The sequence below is a fragment of the Paenibacillus albicereus genome (assembly GCF_012676905.1).
Classification (GTDB): domain Bacteria; phylum Bacillota; class Bacilli; order Paenibacillales; family Paenibacillaceae; genus Paenibacillus_O; species Paenibacillus_O albicereus.
This window is the reverse complement of record NZ_CP051428.1, coordinates 3,196,160-3,222,382: the sequence shown is the minus strand read 5'-3', so window position 1 is coordinate 3,222,382 and position 26,223 is coordinate 3,196,160. Positions and strand designations below refer to the sequence as shown.

Genomic DNA, 26,223 nt, shown 5'->3' with positions numbered 1-26,223 from the left:
ACAGGTCACCAGAATGGTAGTATCCGCATCGCGTTGTCGAGATAATGAGATCGTGGAAAGCGCTTTCTGAGAAGGGGGCGCGGCTTTCCGAACCGGCATCCCGGCTCGGCTTCATGAAGGGAGGGAGGAGCGCCATCCGAATACCGTCATCCGGACCGCCCGAAACGGTCCGCGAATGAACTTCAATCAACCTACTCAAGGAGGAACAACAATGAATCGATCCCCATGGATGCGGCGATGCGCCGCTGTCCTCGCCACCGCCGTCCTGGCGGTGCAGCTCGTGGCGGCAGCGCCGCAAGCGTCCGCCGCTCCGACGATCTACGAGGCGGAGTCCGCCGTCCGGGCCGGCGGCGCGTCCGTCGCCAGCGACCATGCCGGATACACCGGCACCGGCTTTGTCGGCGGCTATACGGACGCGAACAAAGGCAATGCCTCCACCACCTTCAGCGTGAGCGCCGCCTCCGCCGGCAGCTACTCCGCCGCGCTCCGGTACGCCAACGGCACGGGCTCGTCCCAGACGCTCAGCCTGTATGTCAACGGCTCCAAGCTGAAGCAGCTGTCGCTGCCCGCCACGGCGAACTGGGACAGCTGGGCCGCCGCCAGCGAGACGGTGACGCTGAATGCAGGCTCCAACACGCTCCAGTACAAGTTCGACGCGTCGGACAGCGGCAACGTGAACGTCGACCATCTGGCGCTGGAAGCGTCGCTCGGCGCCAACCTGGCGCTGGGCAAAACCGCCACGGCGAGCAGCAGCGTCGGCGGCTTCCCGGCCTCCGCAGCGACGGACGGCAACGTCTCCACCTACTATGAAGGCGCGGCCGGGACCTACCCGAACACGCTGACCGTCGACCTGGGCAGCGCCCAGAGCATCACCAGCGTGAAGGTCAAGCTGCCGTCCGGCTGGGGCAGCCGCTCGCAGACGCTGGCCGTGCTCGGCAGCGCGAACAATACGTCCTACTCGACGCTGAAGGCGTCGGCCAGCTACACGTTCGATCCGGCGACGGGCAACGAGGCGGCGATCTCCTTTTCCGCCTCCAGTGCCCGTTATGTGCGGCTGAGCTTCACGGCCAACAGCGGCGCGACGGGCGGACAGGCCGCCGAGCTCGAGGTCTACGGACAGGGCGGCGCAACGCCGACGCCGACTCCTACTGCGACGCCGACGGCCACGCCAACCCCGACGCCGACGGCCACCCCGACCCCGACCCCGGCGCCGTCCGGCTCCTTCGGCGCGACGATGCCGTACGACACGTACCAGGCGGAAAGCCTGACCTACAACGGAACGGTCATCGGTCCGTCCCGCACGTTCGGCGATCCCGCCTCGGAAGCGTCCGGCCGCAGGGCGGTCCGGCTGACCGGCGCGGGCCAGTACGTGCAGCTGACGCTGGCCAAGGCGGCGCAGGGCGTGACGGTGCGCTACTCGATTCCGGACAACGCCGCCGGCACCGGCATCGACGCGGGCATCAGCCTGTACGTGAACGGCACGCTCAAGCAGCAGGTGCCGCTGACGTCCAAGTACAGCTGGATCTACGGCTCCTACAATACCGAGGGCGGCGAGATCCGCTGGTCCAACAATCCGAACGCCCAGCCGACGACGCCGCATCATATGTACGACGAGGTCGGCTTCAAGCTCGACCAATCCTACCCGGCCGGCACCGTCATCAAGCTGCAGCGCGATTCCGGCAACCTGAATTTCGCCCAGACGTCCTACGTCACGGTCGACCTCGTGGAGACGGAGGCGGTTCCTGCCGCCATTTCCAAGCCGGCGAACTACGCCTCCGTGACGGACTACGGCGCGACGGCGAACGGGGGAAGCGACGATACGGCCGCGTTCAACAGCGCGATCCAGGCGGTCAAGAACTCCGGGGGCACGCTCAAGGGCGTCTGGATTCCGTCCGGCGCGTTCACGATCGGCAGCGGCACGAAGGGCGCCGGCTACAACGGCACCGGCACCCGCCTGTATCTCGACAGCGGCGTCTCCATGCGCGGCGCGGGCATCTGGCATTCCGAGATCAACGGGGCGTATGCCGGACTGTACCTGCGCGGCGGCAACGTGACGATCTCCGACTTCAAGATCGCGCCGGACGACCGCATCCGCGACGACTACAACGGCGTGACCGCCGTAGAAGGCAACGGCACGAACTCTACGATCACGAACTTGTGGATCACGCATGCCAAGGTCGGACTCTGGCTGACGAACCAGACCAGCGGGGCGACGTTCTCGAACTCCCGCATCCGCCACGTCTGGGCGGACGGCGTCAACCTCCACTACGGCACGTCGAACACGACCGTCACGAACAACTCGGTCCGCACGAGCGGCGACGACGGGCTGGCGATGTGGTCGGACACGTATCTGAACACGAACAATACGTTCAGCTTCAACACGGTCCAGATTCCGACGCTCGCCAACAACATCGCCATCTATGGCGGCAAGGACAACAAAGTGCTGAACAACCTGCTCGAGGACACGGTCGTCAACGGCTCCGGCATCAGCTTCGGCACGAACTTCAACCCGCCGTCCATGACGGGCACGCTGACCGTGCAGAACAACCGCCTCGCGCGCGCCGGCTCGCTCCACAAGGACTACGGATACGGCATCGGCGCGATCTGGGCGTACTGGCTGAACAACAACGGCAAGGCGCAGAACCTGAGCGTATCCGTAGCCGGCAACACGATCGAGGACAGCACGTACGCCGGCGTCTTCATCGAAGAACCGGCACCGGGCATCGCGGTGACGTACAGCTCCAACACGATCACGAACGCCGGCACGCACGGCTTCTACATGCGCGGCTCCGCGACGGGCAGCTCGACCTTTACGAACAATACCGTAAACGGCGCCCCGTCCGGCAAGTTCGTGAACGACTCGCCGAGCTTCACGGCGAGCGGCTCCGGCAACAACTGGTAGCGTCCGACGAAGCGGCCGCCCGCTTCGCTGGCCGCTCCCCTCGGTCCGCCAGCGACTCTCCCATGCCTTCCGTCTCCAAGCTCCCGCTCCGGCGGGGGCTTGTTCCATTTCCCGGAAGGTATTTCATGGGGCGGCGAATTCCGGTATGCTTAGGCGAAAGAGGCCTGTGGATTCGCTTTCTTTTCCTTTCTTTTCCTCTCGAACGCCAGGCAGCCAGAACGACAAAAGGATGTGAGCCCGTTTGACGCCCCTGCGATCCTTCTTTGCCCGACGCCGGGCGTTCCGCTGGAATTCGATCCGCAACCGCATCTTTCTCTCCATCCTCGTGTTCCTCATCGGTCCGGTCGTCGCCACGATGTACCTGCTGGACAAGCCGCTCGAGCGCGTCATCGAGCAGAAGATCGGCGAGTCCAACGAGGACGCGCTGTCGCTCGTCACGTTCAACGTGCGGCTGCTGCTCGACGACATGGTGCAGGCGTCGGTGGAGATGACGCTCCATGCCGACATCCGGGCGATGCTCAAGGAGCCCGGGCGCTACTCCCGCTTCGAGCGGCTGCGGCTCAGCGACGCCGCGTTCAACCGCGTGTTCAGCTCCTACTTCAGCAACACCGAGGTGACGCTCGTCGACCGGGCGGGAGGCTGGCTGAGCACGAGCTACGTCAGCGAGCCCGCCATCCGCGCCTACATCGGCTCGGACTGGTACGTCGAGCTCATGAGCCGGCCCTATCAGCAGCAATGGATGGCCGCCGACTCGCGGATGCTCTACTTGGAGCCGCGCCGCCTCGTGACGCTCGTCAAGACGATCAACGACTTTCCGGCGGGGGACAATCTCGGGACCGTCACGTTCAGCGTGCCGGAGACGGACGTGCGCAAGATGCTGCGCGGCCTCGACGGCACGGTCTACCTCGTCGACCGGGACGGGCAGGTCGTGTCCAGCTCGAGCGGCGCGCGCCTCGGCGAGGCGGCGCCGGAGGAGATCGCGCTCGCCCGCATCCACCAGACCGGACAAGGGCAGCGCATCATCGAAAAGGACGGCGCCAAGTGGATCGTCAGCCATGACACGGTCGGCACGAACGGCTGGAAGACGGTCCAGATCGTGCCGTACGACAAGGTGTTCGAGGAGATATCCGCCATCCGGCGGACGAACGTCATCGCCCTGGTGGCGATCGTCCTCGTGTTCGTGCTCGTCTCGCTGACGATCGCGAGCGGCATGTCGCGTCCGCTGCGGCTGCTGCGCCGCAAGATGGCCGATCTCGAGCGCAAGCAGTTCCACTCCACCCTGCAGGTGGCGGGACCGGAGGAGATCGCCTCCCTGATCGGCACCTACAATGAGATGGTGCGGGAAATTCGCGAGCTGCTGCAGCGGGTGAAGCAGGAGTACCGGCAGAAGGAGGAGATGCGCTTCCGCGCGCTGCAGGCGCAGATCAATCCGCATTTTCTGCTGAATACGGTCAACAACATCAAATGGATGGCGTACCTGCGGCAGGACAACGAGGTCGGCGACATGCTGTCGAGCCTCGGGGGCATCCTCGAGGGCAGCATCGGCCGCGACGGCCGCCTCTCGACGCTCGGCCAGGAGCTGGAGTACATCCGCAGCTACGTGAGCCTCATGCGGATGAGCGCAGGCGACGTCCGGCTCGACATCGACGTTCCCGAGGCGCTGCTGGAGCAGGAGGCGCTGCAGATGATGCTGCAGCCGATCGTCGAGAACGCGCTGCTGCACGGCCTCGCCGACCGGCCGGGAGCCGGAAGCGTCCGCATCGAGGCGAGGGCGAGGGACGGCGCGGTCGCCGTGACGGTGCGGGACGACGGCTCCGGCATCGGACCGGAGCGGCTGGAGGCGCTGCGGCGCAGCCTGTCCGGCGAGGCGGCGGGCGAGCCGTCCGGGCGCATCGGCGTGAAGAACGTGCATGACCGGCTGCGGCTGCAGTACGGGGAGCCGTACGGACTTGAGGTGGAGAGCCGGGAAGGGGCAGGCACGGCCGTGTCCTGCCTGCTGCCCGAGAGACGAAGGGGGAGTCCCGATGGGGGAGAAGGTTAAGGTGATGCTGGTCGAGGACGAGCTGCTCGTGCGGCTCGGCATCCGGTCGCTCGTCGACTGGGAGCGCCATTCGTTCGACTTCATCGGCGAAGCGGCGGACGGAGAGAAGGCGCTCGAGCTCATGGAGCGGCAGCCGCCCGACATCCTGCTCACCGACATCGTCATGCCGCGGATGGACGGGCTGGAGCTGATCGAGCGGGTCAAGGCGCTGTACCCGCATGTGCTCATCCTCGTGCTCAGCAGCTACGGCGAGTTCGACTACGTGCGGCGGGCGATGAAGCTCGGCATCGAGGACTACGTGCTCAAGACGTCGATCAAGCCGGCCGTGCTGCTGGAGCTGCTGAAGGAAACGGCGGGCAAGCTGGAGCGCGGCCGCGGAACCGCTCCGAGTCCGCTGGAAGCGCCGGCGGCGGAGCCCGGCCTCGCGGCGCTGCTGGAAGCGGCGCTGGCCGGGGCAGCCGCTGCCGCCGTGCCGAGTGCGGCGTTCCCGCCGGGCGCGCACCGGCTGCTGCTGCTGCGCGGCGCGCCGGGCGAGGCGGCGGAGGACGGCGCCCGCAGCACCCGGCTGGCGCATCTCGTGCAAGCGGAGCTGCAGAGCCGCGCGGCCGCCGTCGCCGCCGCTCCGGACGGCGCGGCCGGGGCGCTGCTGCGCGCGGACGGCCTCGGCGACGACGAGCTGCGGGCGCTGATCGCCCCGATCGGCCATGCGGCCGGGCGCTGGCTCGGCATCCCGCTTACGCCGCGCCTGTCGCCGCCGCTGTCGTCGTGGGAGGCCGTCCGGACGTTCGCGGAGCAGGAGGCCAGAGCAGGCGGAGGAAGGCAGGCGCTATCGACGCGCGAGGACATCCGCAGCCTGCTGGAGCATATGGGCGAGCACTACCGCGAGCCGATCTCGCTCAAGGAAGCGGCGCGGCGGCTGCGCATGACGGAGGCGTACCTGAGCACGCTGTTCAAGCGCGAGACGGGCTCCACGTTCACCGACTGGGTGAACCGGCTGCGCATCGACAAGGCCGCCGAGCTGCTGCGGGCGACGGATCAGCCGAGCTACCTGATCTCGGAGCAGGTCGGCTACGAGAACATCAATTATTTCGGTCGCATCTTCAAAAAGATCAAAGGCGTCAGTCCGCAGCAGTACCGGACCCGCTTCCGCAAAGGAATGAGATGACGAAAAAAGAGAGGTTTCCTTCCATGGAGGAAGCCTCTCTTTTTCGTAAAATCGTGAATGATTCCGTTTTCATTTCGAAAGAATGTGAACATCCTCCGTAAAAAGACAAAAAAGAGTGAATGCTTTGAACAAATGCGTGCCTGTCTGCCGTTGCCAGAGGCCGATATAATGGAGCCATCGACCGGAAAGCTGACACCGATAAAGGGCTTTCAGGCGACAAGAAGGAGGAGCGTCCATGATGGCAGGAACGCTGGCAAGCCGGGAACACGAAGCGCTGCCGCAGCTCCCGGCCGTGGCGGAGGCACTGTCGTTTCTGCGGAAGACGGATTTCGGGGCGGCGCCCGACGGACGGATCGAGCTCGGAGAAGGGGTGCACGCCGTCGTCATGACGCTGGACACCCGGGCGGCCCCGGACCGGCTCGCGGAGAGCCATGAGCGCTGCCTCGACATCCATTGCCTGCTCGAGGGCGAGGAGCGCATCGGCTGGAAGCGCCGCGAGGGCGGCGAAGCCGTCCGCCAGCCGTACGATGCCGAGGACGACTGCGCGCTCTACGGCGAGCTGGACGGCGAGGCGATGCTGGCGCTGCGGCCCGGCATGTACGTCGTGCTGGACCCGCAGGACATCCACCGTCCGGGCGTAGCGGCAGGCGCGCCGGGCACGATCCGCAAGGTCGTCGTGAAGATCCGGCTCCAGATGCAAGGCTGAACACATCCACGACAAGGGGGAAACAGACATGCGCAAGCGCAGATGGACGGCCGTCCTGTCGGCCATGACGGCTCTGGCGGTGGCCGCGGGCTGCTCCGGCGGCAACGAGGGCGGAACGCAGGCGGAAGGCGGCGAGTCGGCCGCAAGCGGCAAGGAGAAGGTGGAGCTGAACCTGTGGCTCACCCCGCAGTGGAAAGGCGTCTTCGACGCGACCGAGGAGGGCGCGGACTACGACAGCTTCTTCCTGAAGGCGGCCGAGAAGTTCCGTTCGCAGTACGACAAGTACGACGTGAAGGTGAACGTGCAGGTCGTCGCCGGCGACCAGCGCGACGAGCTGCTCAACGTCAACTTGAACGGAGGCACGCCGCCGGACATTTTCTTTGAAAGCGTGTTCGCGATGGGCGACTACGTGCATCGGGGCGCGCTCGCGCCGCTGACGGACATCGTCGACGACGAGGCGCGCCAGGACATCGCCTCAGGCTACTGGGACAACGTCACGTTCGGCAAGGACGTGTACTTCTATCCGTTCGCCCACAATCCCGGCACGCTGGCGTACAACGCCGACATGTTCCGGGCGGCCGGCCTCGAATCCATGGTCGGCGGCGAGGATGAGATCAAGACATGGACGCTGGACGAGTACGACGCGATCCTCGAGACGCTCCAGGCCAAGCTGCCGAAGGACAAGTACCCGAACGCCTATCCGATGGCGCTGTATGCGCTCAACAACCAGGGCGACACGTGGAACCTCGCCTACCTGAGGATGTTCGGCAACGCCTTCTTCGACGATCTGGGCAAGCTGGCGGTCGACGACGCGAACGGCGTCAAGGCGGCGGAGTGGATGAAGAACGTCTACAGCAGCGGCTACAGCAATCCGGGCGCGGAGTCCGTCTCCTCGAACGACGCCAACGCGATGTTCCAGAACCAGCAGCTGGCGATCAGCTTCACCAACGCCGTCCTGTTCAACAACGCCAAGGCGGACATGAAGGCCGGCAAGTCGCCGTCGTTCGACATGCGCCTGGCCAACATCCCGTCCGCAGCGGGCGATCCGCTCACGTTCACCTACGTCATCGGCGCCGGCCTGTTCAATACCGGCAACGAGGCGCGCATGGAAGCCTCCAAGGACTTCATTCAATTCTTCTCCTCCGATCCCGAGCTCGTGAAGGCTTCGAAGAACAGCATTCCGGTGCGCAGCTCGGTCGCCGGCGAGCTGGCCTCGTCGTACCCGCTCTTCGCCGCCTACGACAAGAACGCCTCGCATATGTTCGCCTTCACGGGCAACGTCGCCGGCTACAGCGAGCTGAGGCAGGTGCTCTATCCGGAGCTGCAGGCGATGTATACGGGCGAGAAGACGCCGGCCCAGGCCGTCAAGGACTACCAGGCCAAAGGCAACGCCGTGCTCGAGAAGGCGCGGGAGAGCTCCGTCATCCAGCCTTAGCCCCGACCCGAAGAAATCACGTTCCCGAAGCAAGGGCAGGCGTCCTGAGGGCGCCTGCCGCCGAGGGGAGAAAGGTACGCAGCCATGAAACGAATCCAACCCGCACTTCGAGAAGGCTTGACCGGCTATCTGTTCATCGCTCCGCAGTTCCTGCTGTTCCTCGTGTTCGTCGTCTACCCGATTCTCGAAGGCATCCGCCTCAGCCTGTACAAGGTGCAGTACCAGGCCGAGATGTTCGTCGGGCTGGACAACTACCGGCTCCTGTTCTCCGATCCCGTGTTCTACAAGTCCGTCTGGAACACCGTCGTGTTCGTCGTCGCCATCGTGCTGCTGACGGTCGCGTTCTCGTTTTTCGTCGGTTCCGCCGTGTTCGACAAGAAGGCCAAGTACGTCTCGTTCATCCGAGGCAGCTATTATATTCCCGTCATGGTCTCGATGGTCGTCATGAGCATGGTGTGGAGCTTCCTGCTCAGTCCGGCCAACGGCCTCATCTCCTATCTCGCCCGCGAGACGGAGCTGCCGACCGTCAACCTGCTCGGCAGCAAGCAGACCGTCCTGCCGGTCGTCATCTTCGTCACCTTCGCCACGAACGTCGGCCAGGCGATCATCCTCTACATCGCCGCCATGATCGGCGTGTCCAAGGACCTGTTCGAGGCGGCCGAGGTGGACGGAGCGAGCCGGCTCCACGTCATCCTCCATATCCTGCTGCCGCTCGTCAAGCCGACGACGATCTACATCACGATCATCAACATCATCGCCGTGCTGAAAATCTTCGTCGTCATCCAGCTGCTGACCGGAGGCGGACCGAACAACGCCTCCGTGACGATGATGTACTACCTGTACAACAACGCCTTCAAGTACAACCAGCTCGGCGTCGCGTCCGCGGTCGGCGTCATCATGTTCCTGCTGACGCTGCTCCTGTCCGTCCCGCAGCTCAAAGCCATGTTCAACGACAAGTGAGGGTTCGCCATGCGTCATGAAACGACCAAGAAAAGACCCGAAGCCTTCGATCGGATCAGCAACGCCGTCGTGCTCGTCTTCGCGGTGCTGAACCTGTTCCCGCTCTACTGGCTGTTCACCAGCTCGCTCAAGAACAGCTCCGACGTCATCAAGATGCCGCCGGACTGGTGGCCGCGTTCGTTCACCTGGTCCAACTACGCCGACGTCTTCTCCAGCCAGCCCGCGCTGCGCTGGACGCTCAACAGCCTGTACGTGGCCGGCCTGTCGACGGCGCTCCTGATCGTCACGAGCTCCATGGCCGCCTACGCGTTCTCCAAGCTGCGCTTCAAGGGCCGCAGCGTCTTCTTCATCGTCTTCGTCTCCAGCCTGATGATTCCGAAGGAAGTGATGATCGTGCCGCTGTTCCGCATCGCGCAGGACTTCGGCCTCGTCAACAGCGCGTACGGCATGATCTGGCCCAACGTCGCCACCGCCTTCGGCGTGTTCCTGCTCAAGGGCTTCTTCGACTCCGCTCCGGACGCGCTGCGGGAGGCGGCGCGCATCGACGGGGCCGGCGAGGTCCGCACGTTCCTGCAGATCATGCTGCCGATCGTCCGTCCGGGCATCGGAGCGCTGTTCATCCTGAACTTCGTGCAGGTATGGAACGACTATCTGTGGCAGCTCGTCATCGGCCAGGAAAAGAACAGCAAGACGCTCATGGTCGGCATCGCCACGCTGATGCAGGACCTGAATCCGAACTTCGCCTACAAGATGGCCGGCGCCACCGTCGCCGCGATCCCGATGCTGCTCATCTTCGTGCTCTTCCAGGGCTACTTCACGCGCGGCATCTCGATCGGCGCGGTCAAGGAATGAGCGCGTCCGTCGCCGCCCTCGACATCGGAGGGACGGACATCAAGTACGCCGTGCTGGACGGCGAAGCCCGGATCGTCGAGCGCGGCTCGCGGCCGACGCCGCCCGGCGACTGCGGCCGGACCGTGCCGGAGGCGGCGGCTCTGATCGCGGCCGGGCTGCTGGAGCGCCACGCCGGCATCGGCGGCTTCGGCGTCAGCACGGCCGGCGTCGTCGACCCGGCGAGCGGCGAGATTCTCTACGCCGGGCCGACGATGGCCGGCTACAGAGGCGCGAACCTCAAGGCCGCGCTGGAAGGCCGCTTCGGCCTGCCAGCGGCCGTGCTCAACGACGTCAACGCCGCCGCGCTCGGCGAAGGCTGGCGCGGAGCGGCGCGCGGCCGCTCGCATTATGCCTGCGTCGCGCTCGGTACCGGCATCGGCGGGGCGCTCGTGACGGGCGGCAAGCTGGTGGAGGGCGCGGGTCAGCGCGCGGGGGAGATCGGACATTCGCTCTACGACCCCGGCAGCGGCACGACCTACGAGCAGCGGGCTTCGACCGCCGCGCTGCTGCGGCGGGCGGCGGCCGAGCTGCCCGGCTTCGCCGGCGGAGGGCGCGAGCTGTTCGCGGCGGCGAGCTCCGGCGATGCCGCCTGCGCGGCGCTGCTGGGCGACTGGGCGGACGACGTGGCGCAAGGACTGGCGCAGGTCATGCTCCTGTTCGATCCGGAAGCGATCGTCATCGGCGGGGCGGTCTCCGCCCAGCAGGAGCAGCTGACCGGCCGGCTCGATTCCGCCGTCCGCCGCTGGCTGCCGCCCGGCTGGACGCCGCCGCCGCTGGCGGCGGCGCAGCTCGGCAACGACGCGGCGCTGTACGGCGCCGCGGCATCCTTTTACGAGCACAGATCGACCCCCTTGCAAGCACGACTTGAACCTCAGAGGAGCGAACCGCGATGAAAGCAAGCCATGTCGAAACGTTCGGCGGCATGTACGCCGCCTTGTATTCCGCTTATGACGAGGAAGGCCGGGTCGACCGGCAGCGCGCGGCCCGGCTGGCCCGTTATTACGTCGGCAAGGGCCTGCGCGGCCTCTACGTCGGGGGCAGCTCCGGCGAGGGCATGCTGCAGTCGGTCGAGGAGCGCAAGGCGATGCTGGAGGCGGTGCTGGACGAGGTGAAGGGCGAGCTGACCGTCATCGTCCATGTCGGGGCGAACGCCACCGCCGACAGCGTCGAGCTGTCCCGCCACGCCGAAGCCGTCGGCGCCGACGCCATCTCGGCCGTGCCGTCCATCTACTACCGGCTCGGCGAAGCGGCCGTGGAGAACCACTGGCAGCAGATGATCGACGCCTCCTCGCTGCCTTTCTTCATCTACAACATCCCGCAGACGACCGGCTTCACGCTGTCCGCGGCGCTGTGCGCGCGGCTGGCTCGCCAGCCGAAGGTGGCGGGCGTCAAGATGTCGGGCGAAAGCGCGTTCGAGCTGCAGCAGCTCAAGGCGGCCGGAGGCGAGGACTTCGTCGTGTTCAACGGACCCGACGAGCAGTACGTGGCCGGCAAGGCGATCGGCGCGGACGGCGGCATCGGCGGCACGTACGGCGTCATGCCGGAGCTGTTCGCCGCGCTCGACCGGCTGGCGGGAGCCGGCCGCCTCGCGGAGGCGCAGGCGCTGCAGCGGCGCATCAACGGCATCATCGTGCAGCTGCTCGGCTATCCGTCGCTGTACGGCGCCTGCAAGGCGATCCTGTCGCTGCGCGGCATCGAGACCGGCGCGCCGAGGCTGCCGCTGCTCCCGGTCCGTCCCTCCGACGCGGACTCGCTGCAGGCGCTGAACGCCGACATCCTGGACGCGGTCCGCGAATGGACGGCCGCGGCGGAGGCGGTGTAGCATGCGGGAGCCGATTTCCGGCGGAGGCGGCGCAGGAGGCAAGCTGGAGCGGATGTCCAGCGGAGGCGGTGCAGGAGGCATGCTGGAGCGGATTCGCGGCGGTCTCGTCGTCTCCTGCCAGGCGCTGGAGGACGAGCCGCTGCACAGCCCCTACATCATGTCGAGGATGGCGGCCGCCGCCGAGCGCGGAGGAGCGGCGGGCATCCGCGCCAACTCCCGCGAGGACATCCTGGCGATCCGCGGCGCGACGGCGCTGCCGGTCGTCGGCATCGTCAAGCGCGACTATCCCGGCAGCGAGGTGTTCATCACGGCGACGCGGCGCGAGCTGGAGGAGCTGCTGACGACCGGCTGCGAGATGATCGCCCTGGATGCGACCGACCGGCCGCGTCCCGGAGGCGAGACGCTGGAGGCGCTCGTCGCCTATTGCCGGCGGCGCAGCCCCGGCGTGCAGCTGATGGCCGACGTGTCCTCGCTGGAGGAGGCGGCGGAGGCCGAACGTCTCGGCTTCGACTGCGTCTCGGCTACGCTGTACGGCTACACGCCGGCGACGCGCGGCCGCCATCTGTACGACGACGACTTCGGGTTCCTGCGGCGTCTCGTGGCGCAGTGCGGCATTCCGGTCGTCGCCGAGGGCAACGTGCTGACGCCGGATATGTACCGGCGCTGCCTCGCGGCCGGGGCGCATGCGGTCGTCGTCGGCGGCGCGATCACCCGGCCGCAGCTCATCGTGGAGCGGTTTTTGCAGGCGTGACGGCGTTCGTTTTCTTCTCGGATCCGAAGCCGGACGACGGCTCCGGCGGCGAGACGCCGAACCCGAACGGCGGCATGCCGACGCCGCAAGGCGCCCGGCGCGTCGGCCCGCGGATTTCGCCGCAAGGGAAATCAGTTCCGTTGTCGGAGCAGCGGCTCCGGATTCCGCCGGGGCAAGGGGAGAAGCTCCCTGCAGGAGCAGCGGCCCCTGGATTTTGCGGGAACAAGGGAAGCAGTTCCCTTGTCCTCGCTGCGGTGCAGGGGGCGCTCCCTCCAGCTCCGCCGCGCTCTAAGCCCCCGTGCGGGCAAGCCTCAGGCTTGCCCGCACGGGGGCTTTATTTTTCTTTCGCGCTCATTTCTGGTAGAACAGTAGGAAAGGCGGTGACGACGATGGACAATCAAGCGACGATCCTGATCGCAGAGGACGAGTCCGAGATCGCGGAGCTGATCGAGCTTCACCTGCAAAAAGAAGGCTTCCGCATCGTGAAGGCGAAGGACGGGCTCGAGGCGCTCGAAGCGGTCGAGGGCGGCGGCATCGACCTGGCGGTGATGGACCTCATGATGCCCGGCATCGACGGGCTGGAGGCGACGCGCCGCATCCGCTCGGCGCATGCGCTGCCGATCCTGATGCTGAGCGCGCGCACGTCGGACTTCGACAAAATCTCGGGGCTCGTCATCGGCGCGGACGACTACATGACGAAGCCGTTCAATCCGCTGGAGCTGGTCGCGCGCGTCAAGGCCCAGCTGCGCCGCAGCGCGCTGCTCGCCCAGCCGAAGGCGGAGGACAGCGGGCGCATCGAGGCGGCCGGCCTCGTCCTCGACCCGGCTGGCCGCAGCGTTCAGCTGTACGGCCGGGAGCTGGAGCTGACGCCGAAGGAATTCGATCTGCTCCACGTTTTGGCGCGCCATCCGGGGCAGGTGTTCAGCGGCGAGCAGCTTTTCCGGCAGGTGTGGAAGGAAGGCTACTACGAAGGCACGAACACGGTGATGGTCCATATCCGCTCGCTGCGGCGCAAGCTCGGGGCGGACAAGGACAAGTGGATCAAGACCGTATGGGGAGTGGGGTACAAGTTCCATGCCTAGGGCGACCCGCAGCTTCCGCTTTCGCATGATCGTGCTGCTCGCGCTCAGCATGGGGCTAGCCGGACTGGCGACGTACGTCGCGTACAAGCTGCTGCAAGCATACTACACCTCCTCCGTGCGGCTTGAGGACGAGTCGGTCGTCCGCCTGAGGCAGTTCATCCGGTATGTCGGCGACTTCAACTTCTTCCTGTTCCTCTTCATCCCGCTCGCCGTGCTGTTCTTCTACGCGCTTTCCTCGCCGTACGCCCGCTATTTCAAGCAGATATCGGGCGGCATCCGCGCGCTCGCGGAGGGCGACTTCGAGCGCCGGATCGAGATCCGCTCCGGCGACGAGTTCCAGTCGATCGCCGAGGACCTGGGACAGGCAGGGGAAAAGCTCCGCCAGGCGGTGCAGAGGGGAGACTTCGCCGAGAGCAGCAAGGACCAGCTCGTGCTCAATCTCGCGCATGACCTGCGCACGCCGCTCACCTCGGTTGTCGGCTACCTCGATTACGTGCTCAAGGACGACGGCTTGACGCCGGAGCAGAAGCGCCATTACCTCGGCATCGCGGCGAACAAGGCGCAGCGGCTCGAACGGCTCATCGACGAGCTGTTCGAGGTGACTCGCCTGCAGCACGGGCAGCTTCCGCTGGAGCGCGCGGAGCTGGATTTGGCGGAGCTGCTGTCGCAGCTCAGCGAGGAAATGCAGCCGCTGTTCGAAAAAAACGGCCTCGAGGCCCGGCTGGAGCTGGCGCAGCCGCTGCCCGTGCAGGCGGACGGCGACCTGCTCGCGCGCGTCTTCGAGAACCTCGCCGTCAACGCGGCGCGCTACGGCGGGGATGGACGCTACGTGGACTTCCGCTGCTTCGCGGAGGGAGACGAGGCGGTCGCGCAGATCGTCAACTACGGCAGCCGGATCGAGCCGGAGGAGCTGCCGCATCTGTTCGAGATGTTCTACACCGGGGACAAGTCGAGGCAAAGCAGCTCCGGGGGAACCGGCATCGGCCTGTTCATCGCCCGCAACATCGTCGAGCGCCACGGCGGGACGATCTCTGCCCGCAGCGACATCGTGCGGACGATCTTCGAGGTGAGGCTGCCGGGAACCGGGACGCCGAAGGCGCAAGTTTTAGAAAAAGTTTAGGTTTGTCCGCCCCTTGTCTTTAGGTTCTTTCTCTAGGATAGAGCCTATCGGATAAAAGGAAGGCGGAGAGTGGCATGCAGAAGACGCGATGGCGTACGATCGGGGTCGCAGCCGGACTTGCGGTCGCGCTGGCGGGCAGCCTGCACGGCTGCGGCCTGGCGGAGCGGCTGGCCGCCGGCATCGGCGCAGGGGAAGAGCAGGCAGGCGCGGGGACGGACACGGCGCAGGCGCCTGGCGGCGCGGCCGGCACGGGCATGGGGGATGACGCGAGCCGCAAGGACGGTTCAAGCAAGGCGAACGGAGCGGCCGGCGCGGCTGGCGCGGACAGCGGCGGCGCAGAGGCCGGCAAGCGGCTGGCGGCGGGACCGGACGAGGCTTCAACCGGCACGTTGGTGCTCGTCAACCGCGACCACGGCATGCAGCCGGAGGCCGGCGAGCTTGATCTCGTCCGCCTGTCCAAGCAGCCGGGCGATCTGCGGCTGGCGGAAGGGGCACAGGATGCCAAGCTGTCGCGCGAGGCGGCGGACCGCTTCGCGGAGCTGGTCGCGGCGGCTCGCGAGGACGGCGTCGACGGGCTCGTCGTCAACAGCGCTTACCGCTCCGTCCAAGAGCAGGAACGGCTGTACCGCGAGCAAGGACCGGACTATGCGCTGCCTGCAGGGCATAGCGAGCACAATACCGGCCTGGCGCTCGACGTCGGCTCCGTATACGGCCGGATGGAGTCCGCCGAGGAGGGGCGCTGGATGCGGGAGCATGCCTGGCAGCACGGCTTCATCCTGCGCTATCCCGAAGACAAGACCGAGGTGACCGGCATCCAGTACGAGCCGTGGCATTTCCGCTACGTCGGCTTGCCGCATAGCGAGATCATCCAGGAGCGCGGCCTCGCGCTGGAGGAATACATCGAGCTGCTCCGGGAGGAGAAGGAGCTTCGCGTGGAATCGCTCGGCGAGACCTACTCGATTCTCTGGCAAGAAGCGAGACCCGGCGGAGCGGTGTCCGTGGCCAAAGGGAGCGCAGCGGCGCGCTCGGGAGACAATGCCGGCGGCGTCATCGTGACGTCGCGGCGGGAGGAGGGAGCGGGATGAGCATGCGAGGAGAGAGGACGATGCCCGGAAGCGGCACGCTGAGGGCGACGGGCCGAATGAACGCAACGGCGAAGCGGAAGAAAGAATGGAAGAAGCATGAGGCCGGCCCGTCACGGCGACGTTCGGTCTTCGACCGCCTGTTCACGATGGCGGTATCCGTCCTGCTTGTGGCGTACGGATGGATCCTCATCAAGGTCATCCTGCTCAAGCTCGGCACGGGCGACATCGGCTTCCTCGCGGATCAGCTGAGGCATTCCATGAGCGAGCCGGGACTCGTGCTGGAGCGGGTCCGCCGCGGCAATCTGGAGCCGTTCAGCCAGATCCGCAGCGACTGGGACGGAGGCAGCTCGATCGGACGGCTCAACCTGTTCGGCAACCTCCTCATCTTCATCCCGTTCGGGATGCTGCTGCGGATCGCGCTGCGTCGCAAGGCCCTTCGCCTGCTCGGAGCGGCTGCCGTCAGCTTCGCGGCCAGCCTCGCGCTGGAGTGCTCCCAGGCGCTGTTCGGCATCGGTACGTTCGACGTGGACGACTTGATCCTCAATACGGCAGGCGGGCTGTTCGGGGCGATGGCTGCGGGAGCGGCGCTGCTCCTGCCGCGTCTCCTGCGGAAGCGGGGCAGAGGCGCGTAGGACGGAGGCATCCCGGCAAGAAAAGAGAGGCGGCAGTTGGGAGGGATGGCGGAACGGATGGACCGGCGGGCTGCGCCCGCTTCCTTTTGTCGCCGCCGCACGGTTTGCCGGTTGACGTCACCGTGCCGACACCGCTAACGCTGCCTGCTCTCATCACGTTTCTCGTCGCGGCGCCAGTCAACGCGGTTGTTGTCGCGGGTGCCCACGTTGTTATAACGGGTGTCGTGCTCGCAGTCGCCGCTGCCAGTCATCGCCGGATCACGTTACGGCTGCGACACCGCTAACGCTGCCTGCTCTCATCGCATTTCTCGTCGCGGCGCCAGTCAACGCGGTTGTTGTCGCGGTTGCCCATTTTCATACTCGGGTGTCCTGCTCGCAGCCTCCGCTGCCTGTGATCGCCGGATCACGTTACGGCTGCGACACCGCTAACGCTGCTTGCTCTCATCGCATTTCTCGTCGCGGCGCCAGTCATCGCGGTTGTTGTCGCGGTTGCCACGTTGTCATCCCCGGGTGTCCTGCTCGCAGCCGCCGCTGCCTGCCATCGCCGCTGCCGGCTTCGCTAACGAAACTAGGAAGCCTTATTTCGCCGCAGAGGGATGTTTTGCAATTCTAACGAAACTCAGGAGCGCTAATCGAGCTTTTTGGCGTACATTGGGCTCATTTAGGCAGCCATAAGCTCTCCTAGTTTCGTTAGAAATGGGGAGAGCCGCTTTTTGCGGGAATAGCGTCTCTGAGTTTCGTTAGAGTGACTGCACCGCCGCTTTGAACGCCTTGCATGACTCGACTTGGGGCAGAGATGGTATCGAAAATAGTAAACCAAAAACGTCCAGCTCGGCGCGCTCGCGCTGGGCTGGACGTTTTTGGTTGCTGAAAAGCAGTAGGACGCCGAGAACGACAACGGCACGATGCTCCATCGGCTCGCCAGGACGGGAATCGTCAGAAAACCGAGAGCGCCTTGGCCTGCGGAAAGGCGGCGCATCGGCTCGTCGAAGGAGTCGAGAGCGCCCTGGGTTGCGGAAACCCGATCCATCGGCTTGGTCAAGTAGTCGAGAGTACATTGGTTTACGAAACCCCCGCGCATCGGCTCGTCGAAGGAGTCGAAAGTACCTTGGGTTGCGGAAACCCGGTCCGTCGGCTCCATGAAGGAGCCGAGAGCGCCTTGATTCGCGAAACCCCCGCGCATCGGCTCGTCGAAGGAGTCGAAAGTACCTTGGGTTGCGGAAACCCGGTCCGTCGGCTCCATGAAGGAGCCGTGAGCGCTTTGATTCGCGAAACCCCCGCGCATCGGCTCGTCGAAGGAGTCGAGAGCGCCCTGGGTTGCGGAAACCCGGTCCGTCGGCTCCATGAAGGAGCCGTGAGCGCCTTGATTCGCGAAACCCCCGCGCGTCGGCTCCACGAAGGAGCCTCAAGCGCCTTCGTCGAGCGCCGACGTTGCCAAAATACGGAGCCGCCGCATCTGGGTCCGTCTCGCTAGCGCGTCTCCGCCTGCAGGTCGAGCCATGCCAGCTCGGCGGGGGAGAGCGCGATCTCGACGCCGTCGCGGCAGGAGCGCAGCTCGCCCGGGTTCTGCGCGCCGATCAGCGCGCAGGTCGGGAACGGCTGGTTCAGCACGTAGGCGAGCGCGATCTGGATCGTGCTGACGCCTTTCTCCGCAGCCAGCTCGCCCGCGCGGCGCAGCCGCTCCCAGTTGGCGTCGCTGTAGAACACGCGCACGAGATCGGCGTTGCTGCGGTCCTCCGGCCCGAAGCGGCCGGTGAAGAAGCCGCGAGCCTGCGACGACCACGAGAACAGCGGCAGCTGCTCGCGCTCATGCCAGCGCAGCGTCTCTTCGTCGGCGGAGACGCAGCCGGCCCAAAACGGCTCCTTCGCCTTGGCGAGGCTCAGGTTGGGGCTGCTGAACGTGAACCCCGTCAAGCCATGGGCGGCGGCGTAGGCATTCGCCTCCTGCAGCCGCTGCCACGTCCAGTTGGAGCCGCCGATCGCGCCGATGCGGCCGGCTTCGACATGCTCGTGGAGCGCTTCGACGATGGCGCCGACCGGCACGGACGGGTCGTCGCGGTGCAGCGCGTACAGCTCGACATGATCGGTGCGCAGCCGCTCGAGGCTCGTCATCAGGTCGCTGCGGATCGCTTCGGCGTTCACGCGCGGACCGGTCTCGTCGTGATGGGAGCCTTTCGTCAGGATGACGAGCTCGGAGCGGTTGCCGCGCTCCTCCATGTAGCGGCCGATGACGGCCTCGCTCTGCCCGCCGCTATAGATATGCGCCGTATCGACGGCGTTGCCGCCGGCGGCGAGGAAGGCGTCGAGGTTGGCCGCCGCGTGCTCGTACCCGTCGTTCGTAAAGTAATCCGAGCCCTTCATCAGCGCGCTGATCGGCTTGGCGACTCCAGGGACAGCGATCGTCTTCATCATGAGGGGTCTCCTTTCGATTGGAAAGAATCGGACGCAGGGACTGAGCCCGCGCCATCGGCGGAATCCATGGCTTCGACAGCCGCGGCAGCCTCGGCCGAGCCGGCCGATACCGGCTGCAGCTCGACGCGTACGCGCTGCTCGGCGGAGCGCAGGCATGCTTCCAGCACGCGCATGTTCGCCACGGCATCCTGCGGCGGGAAGCGCTGCGGCTCGCCCAGACGCACGGTGCGGGCGAAGTCGTCGGCCTCCAGCGAGAAGTGGTCGACCTGCGGCACCTCGACGTAGCGGCGGCCGCTGCCCGTCGTCACGTAAAAGCCGGTCTCGCCTTCGGTCCCGGCGACGAACGCGCTCGGCACCTCCAAAAAGCCCTCCGTGCCCAGCAGCTCGAGCGTATTGCGGTACGCGCCCCACATGCCGCAGTCGAACGTCGCGGCGATGCCGCCGGGGAACTCCAGCAGCCCGCTCGCCATCATGTCGACGCCGCCGTGCTCCGGGGAGAACAGCGCGCGCGCCGTGACCGCCTCCGGCTCGGCGCCGAGCAGCAGGCGCGCGGCGGTGATCGGGTAGCAGCCGACATCGTAGAGCCCGCCTCCGCCCCATTCCTTGACGAAGCGCACGTTGCCGGAGCTGCCCGCGCTGTTGAAGGTGAACGTCGCGTGCAGGCTGCGGAGCTCGCCGAGCTCGCCGGAGGCGACGACCTCGCGGATCATCGCGTAGCGCGGGTGATGCCGGTACATGAACGCCTCGGCCAGCTGGCGGCCGGCCTTCTGCGCGGCGAGCGCCATCTCCTCCGCCTCGGCGGCGGTGAGCGCGAGCGGCTTCTCGCAGAGCACATGCTTGCCGGCCTCCAGGGCGCGGATCGTCCATTCGCGGTGCAGATGGTTCGGCAGCGGGATGTAGACCGCCTCGATCGCCGGGTCGGACAGCAGCTCCTCGTAGCTGCCGTACGCCGCTTCGATGCCGAATTCGTCGGCCGTCTGCCGGGCTTTTTCCCCGTCTCGGCTTGCAAGGGCTTTCACTTCATTGTGCTGCGAGCGCTGCAGGCCGGGGATGACGGAGCGGCGGGCGATGCCCGCCGCTCCGAGCACGCCCCAGCGCAGCTTGGCTGGAGTGGTCATTGTGTACGCCTCCTTCATGGGATCTAGTACGATATTGCGATTGTACATCAGGATTTACTTTTGAAAAATGAAAATATATGATACGAGTTAACACGATATTGGGATGGAGGTTCAAGCATGCAGCGACAAGCGCATCTGCTCACGCTCCCGGAGCAGCCTTATTTCATCCTGCCGGAATCGGTCGGCGCCTACCGCGACTACCCGGAGCATGAGGTGGTGCGCGAGAGCGGGGCGCTCAACAATTTCAACATCCACTTTGTCGTCTCCGGCAAAGGGTACGTACGGACGGAGGCGGGCCTGCAGGAGCTGACGCAAGGGCAGGCGGTGCTGTATTTTCCGCATTCGGCCCAGCAATACGGCAGCAGCAAGGACGATCCGTGGGAGGTGCGCTGGATCCACTTCTACGGAGGGCGGCTGCGGGACTACATGATCGAGCGGGGGTTTCATCAGAACCTGCTTTGGAAGCTGCGCCAGCCGCTCGCCTGGATCGAGGCGCACCAAGCGCTGCTCGAGGAAGCGGAGACGAGCAGCATGACGAGGCCCGCGCTGCTGTCGACGCTCGCCTACGGCGTGCTGGCCGAATTCGTGCAGCAGGCGGTCCCGCTTGGCTCCCCTTCCGCCAGCCCGGCGGAGGAGCGCATCCTTTCCCTGCTGCCCCTGCTCGAAGAGGAGGCGGCCAAGCCGTTTGTTCTGCAGGAATGGGCGGAGCGGGCCGGCGTCAGCCCCCATTATTTCTGCCGGCTGTTCAAGGGTGCGCTGGACATGACGCCGAGCGGGTTCGTCACGCGGGCCCGCCTGCAGCGGGCCAAGCAGTGGCTGCTGGAGCGTCGCGAGGCCAACATCGGCGAGATCGCGGAGGAGGCGGGGTATCCGAGCGCGAGCTATTTCAACAAGCGGTTCCAGGAGCATGAAGGCATGACGCCGACCGAGTACCGCAAGCTGTTCCGCGGCTGACGGCGCCGCAGCTCCCAAGCGCGCTTCGCCGGGCCGCCATCTGTCGGACTTGCTCCGCAGCTCCCAAGCGCGCTCGCCGGGCCGCCATCTGCTGGACTTGCGCCGCAGCTCCCATACGTGCTTCGCCGGGCCGCCATCTGCCGGACTTGCTCCGCAGCTCCCAAGGGCCCTTCGCCGGGCCGCCGTCTGCCGGACTTGCTCCGAGGTCACAATCGTGGCATTCGAGGTCCGATTCGAGGTAGTGGCGCGGCCCGGTTCGGCGTATAATTGAAATCGCTTCCGGACCGATCCGGTCCGGCTCATCGAACGAAAAGGGGATTGCCGCATCATGACCGACATCAACCTCGAACGGAGCGCGCAGCGCGCCCGCCGCCTTCGCCTGCTGGCTGCCGCCGGCGCGCTGGCGCTGCTGCTCGCCGCCCTGGCGGCGTGGCTGGCCGGGAGCGCCGGGCGCTCCCGGGACGAAGAGCCGTCCGGCGCCGCCGTTCCGGCCGTCCGGGCGGCCGACCGCCTCGTGCTCATGTTCCCGGCGAGCGTCACGCCGCCGGACCTGCCGCTCGTGCAGGCGGAGATGAACCGCTACCTGCTCGGCAAGCTGGACGCATCCGTCGAGATCAAGCCGGTCGACATGAGCAGCTGGTGGGACCGGACGGGACTCGTCTACGCCTCAGGCAGCCAGGTGGACCTCATGTTCACCGCCGGCTGGATGCGCTTCGGCGACGAGGTGTCGCGCGGCCGCTTCCTGCCGCTCGACGAGCTGCTGCAGCGCGCGGGCGCGGGCATCAGCCGCGTGCTCGATCCGGAGATCCTGCGCGCGAGCCGCATCGGCGGCAAGCTGTACGGCATCCCGACGAACAAGGAGTTCGCCGCGAGCAAGGGCATCGTCCTGCGCGCCGACCTCGTGGAGAAATACGGCATCCGCCTGGACACTGTCCGCACGCTCGCCGATCTCGGGCCGGTCCTGGAGACGATCAAGCGGGGGGAGCCGGCTCTGACGCCGCTGCAGGTCCGCGCCGACCGCAGTCCGCTGACGTTCCTGCTCCAATACGGCCTGTTCGACATGCTCGGCGACGGCCCTGGCGTGCTCGAGCGCGCGGGCGGCAGCCTGCGGGTGGTGAACCTTGCCGCGACGGAGACCTATCGGGACTACGCGCGGCTCATGCAGGAGTGGAAGCTCAAGGGCTACCTGAACGCCGACGCGGTCACCTCCCGCGACAGCGAGTACGAGGCGGTGAAGGCCGGAGCCGCCTTCGCCTTCGCGGAGTCGATGAAGCCGGGCTTCGAGATCCAGGCGTCGCGCAACACTGGCATGCCGATGGTCGCCGTCGAGCTGACCAAGCCGTATACGACGACGGCGGACGTGACGAGCGCGATGTTCGCCATCCCGCGAACGTCCCGTCACCCGGAGAAGGCGATGCGGCTGCTGGAGCTCCTTTATACGGACCGCGATCTGCTCAATCTGCTGGACTGGGGCATCGAGGGCAAGCATTACGTCGTGCGGCCGGACGGGCGCATCGCCTATCCGCCGGGAGTGGACGCGCGTTCGGTCCGCTACAATTTCAACCTGCCCTGGATGTTCGGCAACCAGCTCAATTCCTACTTGTGGGACAACGAGGATCCGCAGCAATGGGACAACTACCGCCGCTTCAACGAGCAGGCGGAGCCGTCCAAGGCGCTCGGCTTCGTGTTCGACCCGGCGCCGGTCAGCAACGAGATCGCCGCCTGCAGCCGCGTCGACGAGGAATTCTCGCCCGCGCTCATCACCGGCGAGCTCGATCCGGACGCCGTCATACCAATGTATCTGGAGCGGCTGAAGGCCGCCGGCGCGGACAAGGTCATCGCGGAGAAGCAGCGGCAGCTCGACGCCTGGCTCGCCGCGGGCGGAGCTTCTGCGGGAGAGGGGGAGTCCTGATGCCGGCCTCATGGCTGTCCAACCGCCTGCGCCGCAGCGGGCTCGGCTCGGCCCGCCCGAAGCAGGCCAAGACGCTCCGGACCCGCCTCATCATCGGCTTCGTCGGCGTGACGGCGCCGCTCGTGCTGCTGCTGCTGTGGAACAACCTGTACTCGACGTCGGTCGTCCGCTCCCAGGTCGCCCAGTCCAACCGCAGCCTGCTGACGATGTACCTGAGCGATATGGACAAGGTGCTGGAGGAAGTCCAGAACTACCTGTTCAAGACGGCCGAGCAGAACCGCGACCTGATGACGCTCTCGCAGAACGAGCGGGGCGGCTGGGACTACTACCGGGCCAAGACGCAGGCGGCGTCCGATCTCGGCGCGAACACGAACTACTACGAAGCGGCCGACGTGCTGTTCGCCTACAGCTCCCGCTACGAGGACCTGTTCCTCGCCCAGCAGCAGAACGTCACGTTCGAGCGCAAGGAGCGCATCGTCTCGCGGCTGCGGGACGTGCTGCGCGCCGGCCCTGGAGCGGATACGCCCTATACGGGCTGGACGCTGGAGGAGCTGGACGGCTCCCATGCGCTGCTGCGCGTCGTCGACAACGGCTACGGCTCGGCGGTCGGCGCCTGGGTCGATCTCGGCCGGCTGATGGCGCCGCTGCACGAGCTCGGCACGGGAGGCAAAGGCTTCGCCGTGCTGACAAGCGGAGCCGGCGAGCCGCTGACCGAGCTCGCCCCCGAGCTGCGGCGCGGCCTCGACGCGGGCACGCCGGGAGCGCTGGCCGAGGCGCTGGACGGCTACGCGATCGCGGACGTGCCGCAGCCCCATCTGCTTGTCGCCAAGGATTCGCGCATGGCGGACATGCGGCTGCTGCTGCTCATGCCCGAGAAGTCGCTGCTGGAGGGACTGCCGTATTTCCGCTACCTGACCTATGCGGTTCCGGTGCTGGCGGCGGTGCTGCTCGGCGTGTACCTGTACGTCCTCCAGCGGGCCGTCGTCATGCCGATGTACCGGCTCATCCGCGGCATGCGCAAGATCCGCGCCGGCGATCTGAGCGCGAGGCTGCCGGACAGCCGGCTTCCGGAGTTCGATACGATCAACGAGACGTTCAACGGCATGGCGGCGCAGATCCAGCATCTGAAAATCGACATCTACGAGGAGAAGATCCGCACGCAAAAAGCCGAGCTCAAGCATCTTCAGGCGCAGATCCAGCCTCATTTCTTCATGAACTCGCTCAACATCGTCTATCAGCTCGCGCAAATCCGCAGCTACGACATCATCCAAAGCATCGCGCTGCATCTGGTGCGGTATTTCCGCTTCACGATCAATACCGGCGCGGCGTCGGTGGCGGTGCGCGACGAGCTGGAGCATATCCGCGACTACCTGACGATCCAGAAGCACCGCTTTCCGCAGTCGCTGGAATTCGGCTTCGAGGTCGAGCCTGGTCTGGAGGCGTTCCAGCTGCCGCCCCTGTCGGTGCAGCCGCTCGTCGAGAACGCGATGGTGCACGGCTTCAAATCCAGCGGAGGCGGTCCGTTCCGCATCGACGTGACGGTCCGGCGGGTCGACGCGGCACAATCAAGGACGGCGTCCGGCGGAGCGGCGGTCCGCATCGAGGTCAAGGACAACGGCAAGGGCATCGCAGAGGATGCGCTCGGACCGCTGCTGGAGCGGATTCACGCGGCCGAGCCGGGCGAGCGCCACGTCGGCTTGTGGAACGTCGTCCGGCGCTGCCGCCTGTATTACGGCGCGCCGGTGCGGATCGAGCTGGAGAACGGGGAGGACGGCGGACTGAGGGCGGCGCTGGAGCTGCCTCGGTCCCCGGAGCCCGAAGCTCCGGCGGCAGGAAAGGAGCGGATGGCATGAACGCGCTGATCGTGGACGATGAAATCTATGCCGTCAAAGGCCTTCGGGCGGGCGTGAACTGGGCGGAGGCCGGCATCTCGGAGGTGTACGAGGCTTACGGCGCGGAAGAGGCGCGCCGGCTGCTGCTCGAACGGGACGTGGACATCCTCATCTGCGACATCGAGATGCCCGAGCAGACGGGTCTCGAGCTGGTCGAATGGACGCGCGCGGAAGGACTGCGCCTCGAGACGGTGTTCCTCACCTGCCACTCCGAATTCCGCTTCGCGCAAAAGGCGCTGCAGCTCGGCAGCAGCGACTACATCCTGAAGCCGGTCATCTACGCCGAGCTGGAGGAGGTGCTGCGCGGCCTCGGGCGGCGCATCGGCGAGCGGCGGCGAGGCGGCGAGGAGTCGGAACGCCAGCAGCAGATGGCGGAGCAGTGGCGGATGCAGAAGCCGCTCGTCGCCGAGCGCCGCTGGAACGATCTGCTCGCCGGCCGCGCCAAGGCGGACGGGCGCTGGCTGGAGCTGGCCGCCGGCGCCGCCGACGCCGATCCGCTGGAGCTGAGCCGGGTGCGCCCGCTCCTCATCGCTGTGGACCAGTGGGAAAAGCCGTTCAGCGAGCGCGACGAGCAGGTGATGGAGTTCGCCCTGCGCAAGGCGGCCGAGGAGCTGCTGCTCGCGGCGCAGCCCGGCGCGGTCGCCGAGGACGGCCGAGGCAACGGCTGGGTCCTGCTGTTCGAAGGAAAGGGCGGGCTCCCCGAGGAGGAGCTGATGCGGCTGTGCGACCGCTACCGCCGGACGTGCCGGGATTATTTCTACTGCCGGATGTCCGTCCGCATCGGCGGCTCCGTCCCGGTCGCGGAGCTGCGCGACGAATGCCGCGGCGTGCTGGAGCAGGCGCGGCGGGCGAGAAGTCCGATGCTGCGCCAGGTCCAGTCCTACATCGCCGAGCATCTCGACCGCGAGCTGTCGCGCGAGGAGCTGGCCGAGCAGGTTCACCTCAACCCGGCCTATCTGTCGCGGCTGTTCCGCAAGGAGACGGGCAAAGTGCTGACCGATTACATCCTGCAGGAGAAGATGAATGCCGCCGCCTCCCGCCTACTCGGCACGGACGAGAGCGTCAGCGAGATCGCCGCGGGGCTCGGCTACGGCAATTTCTCCTACTTCGCGCGGCTGTTCCGCAAAGTATACGGGGTGAATCCGCAGGAATATCGCAAGCAGGGAGGCTAGCTCGCGGCTCGATTTCCAGTTTATCCCGCTCCCGGCGTCTATACGCCGGGAGCTTTTTTTGCTAAGGTAGGGGAGTGCTCGAAGGACGGAGAAATTTTCTCTCGTCCCGCTTCCTCGTGAAAAATTTTTCCATTACTCACTTTTTTATATTTATTATGAACGCGCCGCAAC

The 26,223-nt window shown here is 66.5% G+C and carries 21 protein-coding genes; 18 read left to right on the top strand and 3 right to left on the bottom strand.

From position 1 onward, the window contains the following. The first annotated feature begins 211 nt into the window (after window positions 1-211). The 14 genes from HGI30_RS14315 to HGI30_RS14250 all read left to right on the top strand — a co-directional run bounded on the left by HGI30_RS14315 (window position 212) and on the right by HGI30_RS14250 (window position 16,592). Window positions 212-2,902 carry a discoidin domain-containing protein gene (locus HGI30_RS14315; protein ID WP_168908175.1) on the top strand — a complete coding sequence of 897 codons (2,691 nt, stop codon included), beginning with the start codon at window positions 212-214 and terminating at the stop codon, window positions 2,900-2,902. Between the two features lie 241 nt (window positions 2,903-3,143). Continuing rightward, window positions 3,144-4,943 (top strand): sensor histidine kinase, encoded by a 1,800-nt coding sequence (locus HGI30_RS14310; protein ID WP_235680134.1) that lies wholly within the window; start codon window positions 3,144-3,146, stop codon window positions 4,941-4,943. Beyond that, window positions 4,927-6,108, top strand: a complete 1,182-nt coding sequence (locus HGI30_RS14305; protein WP_168908174.1) for a response regulator — start codon at window positions 4,927-4,929, stop codon at window positions 6,106-6,108. Before HGI30_RS14310 ends, HGI30_RS14305 begins: the two co-directional genes overlap by 17 nt. 235 nt (window positions 6,109-6,343) lie before the next feature. Then, a complete protein-coding gene (locus tag HGI30_RS14300; RefSeq protein ID WP_168908173.1) occupies window positions 6,344-6,814 on the top strand; it encodes a NanQ anomerase/TabA/YiaL family protein in 471 nt (156 codons plus the stop codon). 28 nt (window positions 6,815-6,842) lie between these two features. Beyond that, entirely contained in the window at window positions 6,843-8,249 is a 1,407-nt protein-coding gene (locus HGI30_RS14295; protein WP_168908172.1) for an ABC transporter substrate-binding protein, read from the top strand. Window positions 8,250-8,333: 84 nt separating this feature from the next. After that, complete coding sequence (locus HGI30_RS14290; protein ID WP_168908171.1) at window positions 8,334-9,209, top strand: carbohydrate ABC transporter permease; 876 nt, start codon at window positions 8,334-8,336, stop codon at window positions 9,207-9,209. Window positions 9,210-9,218: 9 nt separating this feature from the next. Continuing rightward, window positions 9,219-10,061 carry a carbohydrate ABC transporter permease gene (locus HGI30_RS14285; RefSeq protein WP_168908170.1) on the top strand — a complete coding sequence of 281 codons (843 nt, stop codon included), beginning with the start codon at window positions 9,219-9,221 and terminating at the stop codon, window positions 10,059-10,061. Beyond that, window positions 10,058-10,993 (top strand): ROK family protein, encoded by a 936-nt coding sequence (locus tag HGI30_RS14280; protein ID WP_168908169.1) that lies wholly within the window; start codon window positions 10,058-10,060, stop codon window positions 10,991-10,993. Before HGI30_RS14285 ends, HGI30_RS14280 begins: the two co-directional genes overlap by 4 nt. Next, window positions 10,990-11,922 carry a dihydrodipicolinate synthase family protein gene (locus HGI30_RS14275; RefSeq protein WP_168908168.1) on the top strand — a complete coding sequence of 311 codons (933 nt, stop codon included), beginning with the start codon at window positions 10,990-10,992 and terminating at the stop codon, window positions 11,920-11,922. Before HGI30_RS14280 ends, HGI30_RS14275 begins: the two co-directional genes overlap by 4 nt. Window positions 11,923-12,001: 79 nt before the next feature. Continuing rightward, complete coding sequence (locus tag HGI30_RS14270) at window positions 12,002-12,673, top strand: N-acetylmannosamine-6-phosphate 2-epimerase (RefSeq protein WP_168909893.1); 672 nt, start codon at window positions 12,002-12,004, stop codon at window positions 12,671-12,673. A gap of 389 nt (window positions 12,674-13,062) precedes the next feature. Then, on the top strand, window positions 13,063-13,755 hold the full coding sequence (locus HGI30_RS14265) for a response regulator transcription factor (protein ID WP_168908167.1): 693 nt from the start codon (window positions 13,063-13,065) through the stop codon (window positions 13,753-13,755). After that, window positions 13,748-14,875 carry a sensor histidine kinase gene (locus HGI30_RS14260; RefSeq protein ID WP_168908166.1) on the top strand — a complete coding sequence of 376 codons (1,128 nt, stop codon included), beginning with the start codon at window positions 13,748-13,750 and terminating at the stop codon, window positions 14,873-14,875. The genes HGI30_RS14265 and HGI30_RS14260 overlap by 8 nt, the downstream gene beginning before the upstream one ends. 74 nt (window positions 14,876-14,949) lie before the next feature. Further along, on the top strand, window positions 14,950-15,960 hold the full coding sequence (locus HGI30_RS14255) for a M15 family metallopeptidase (RefSeq protein WP_168908165.1): 1,011 nt from the start codon (window positions 14,950-14,952) through the stop codon (window positions 15,958-15,960). Further along, the gene (locus tag HGI30_RS14250; protein WP_168908164.1) at window positions 15,957-16,592 is read left to right on the top strand and encodes a VanZ family protein; all 636 of its coding nucleotides are present in this window, start codon (window positions 15,957-15,959) and stop codon (window positions 16,590-16,592) included. Before HGI30_RS14255 ends, HGI30_RS14250 begins: the two co-directional genes overlap by 4 nt. A 661-nt stretch (window positions 16,593-17,253) precedes the next feature. Here the strand turns inward: HGI30_RS14250 and HGI30_RS14245 are convergent. The 3 genes from HGI30_RS14245 to HGI30_RS14235 all read right to left on the bottom strand — a co-directional run bounded on the left by HGI30_RS14245 (window position 17,254) and on the right by HGI30_RS14235 (window position 20,122). Further along, a complete protein-coding gene (locus HGI30_RS14245; RefSeq protein ID WP_168908163.1) occupies window positions 17,254-17,937 on the bottom strand; it encodes a hypothetical protein in 684 nt (227 codons plus the stop codon). A gap of 125 nt (window positions 17,938-18,062) precedes the next feature. Beyond that, the gene (locus HGI30_RS14240; RefSeq protein WP_168909892.1) at window positions 18,063-19,001 is read right to left on the bottom strand and encodes an aldo/keto reductase; all 939 of its coding nucleotides are present in this window, start codon (window positions 18,999-19,001) and stop codon (window positions 18,063-18,065) included. After that, the gene (locus tag HGI30_RS14235; protein WP_168908162.1) at window positions 19,001-20,122 is read right to left on the bottom strand and encodes a Gfo/Idh/MocA family protein; all 1,122 of its coding nucleotides are present in this window, start codon (window positions 20,120-20,122) and stop codon (window positions 19,001-19,003) included. The genes HGI30_RS14240 and HGI30_RS14235 overlap by 1 nt, the downstream gene beginning before the upstream one ends. A 117-nt stretch (window positions 20,123-20,239) precedes the next feature. Between HGI30_RS14235 and HGI30_RS14230 the strand changes: the two genes are divergently transcribed. From HGI30_RS14230 to HGI30_RS14215, 4 genes are all read left to right on the top strand, one after another. Further along, entirely contained in the window at window positions 20,240-21,076 is an 837-nt protein-coding gene (locus HGI30_RS14230) for an AraC family transcriptional regulator (RefSeq protein ID WP_168908161.1), read from the top strand. Between the two features lie 328 nt (window positions 21,077-21,404). Then, window positions 21,405-22,988 carry an ABC transporter substrate-binding protein gene (locus HGI30_RS14225; protein WP_168908160.1) on the top strand — a complete coding sequence of 528 codons (1,584 nt, stop codon included), beginning with the start codon at window positions 21,405-21,407 and terminating at the stop codon, window positions 22,986-22,988. Beyond that, window positions 22,988-24,841, top strand: coding sequence for a sensor histidine kinase (locus HGI30_RS14220; RefSeq protein WP_168908159.1), 1,854 nt, complete (start codon window positions 22,988-22,990; stop codon window positions 24,839-24,841). The genes HGI30_RS14225 and HGI30_RS14220 overlap by 1 nt, the downstream gene beginning before the upstream one ends. Then, entirely contained in the window at window positions 24,838-26,052 is a 1,215-nt protein-coding gene (locus HGI30_RS14215) for a response regulator transcription factor (RefSeq protein ID WP_168908158.1), read from the top strand. The genes HGI30_RS14220 and HGI30_RS14215 overlap by 4 nt, the downstream gene beginning before the upstream one ends. The last annotated feature ends 171 nt before the right edge of the window (window positions 26,053-26,223 follow it).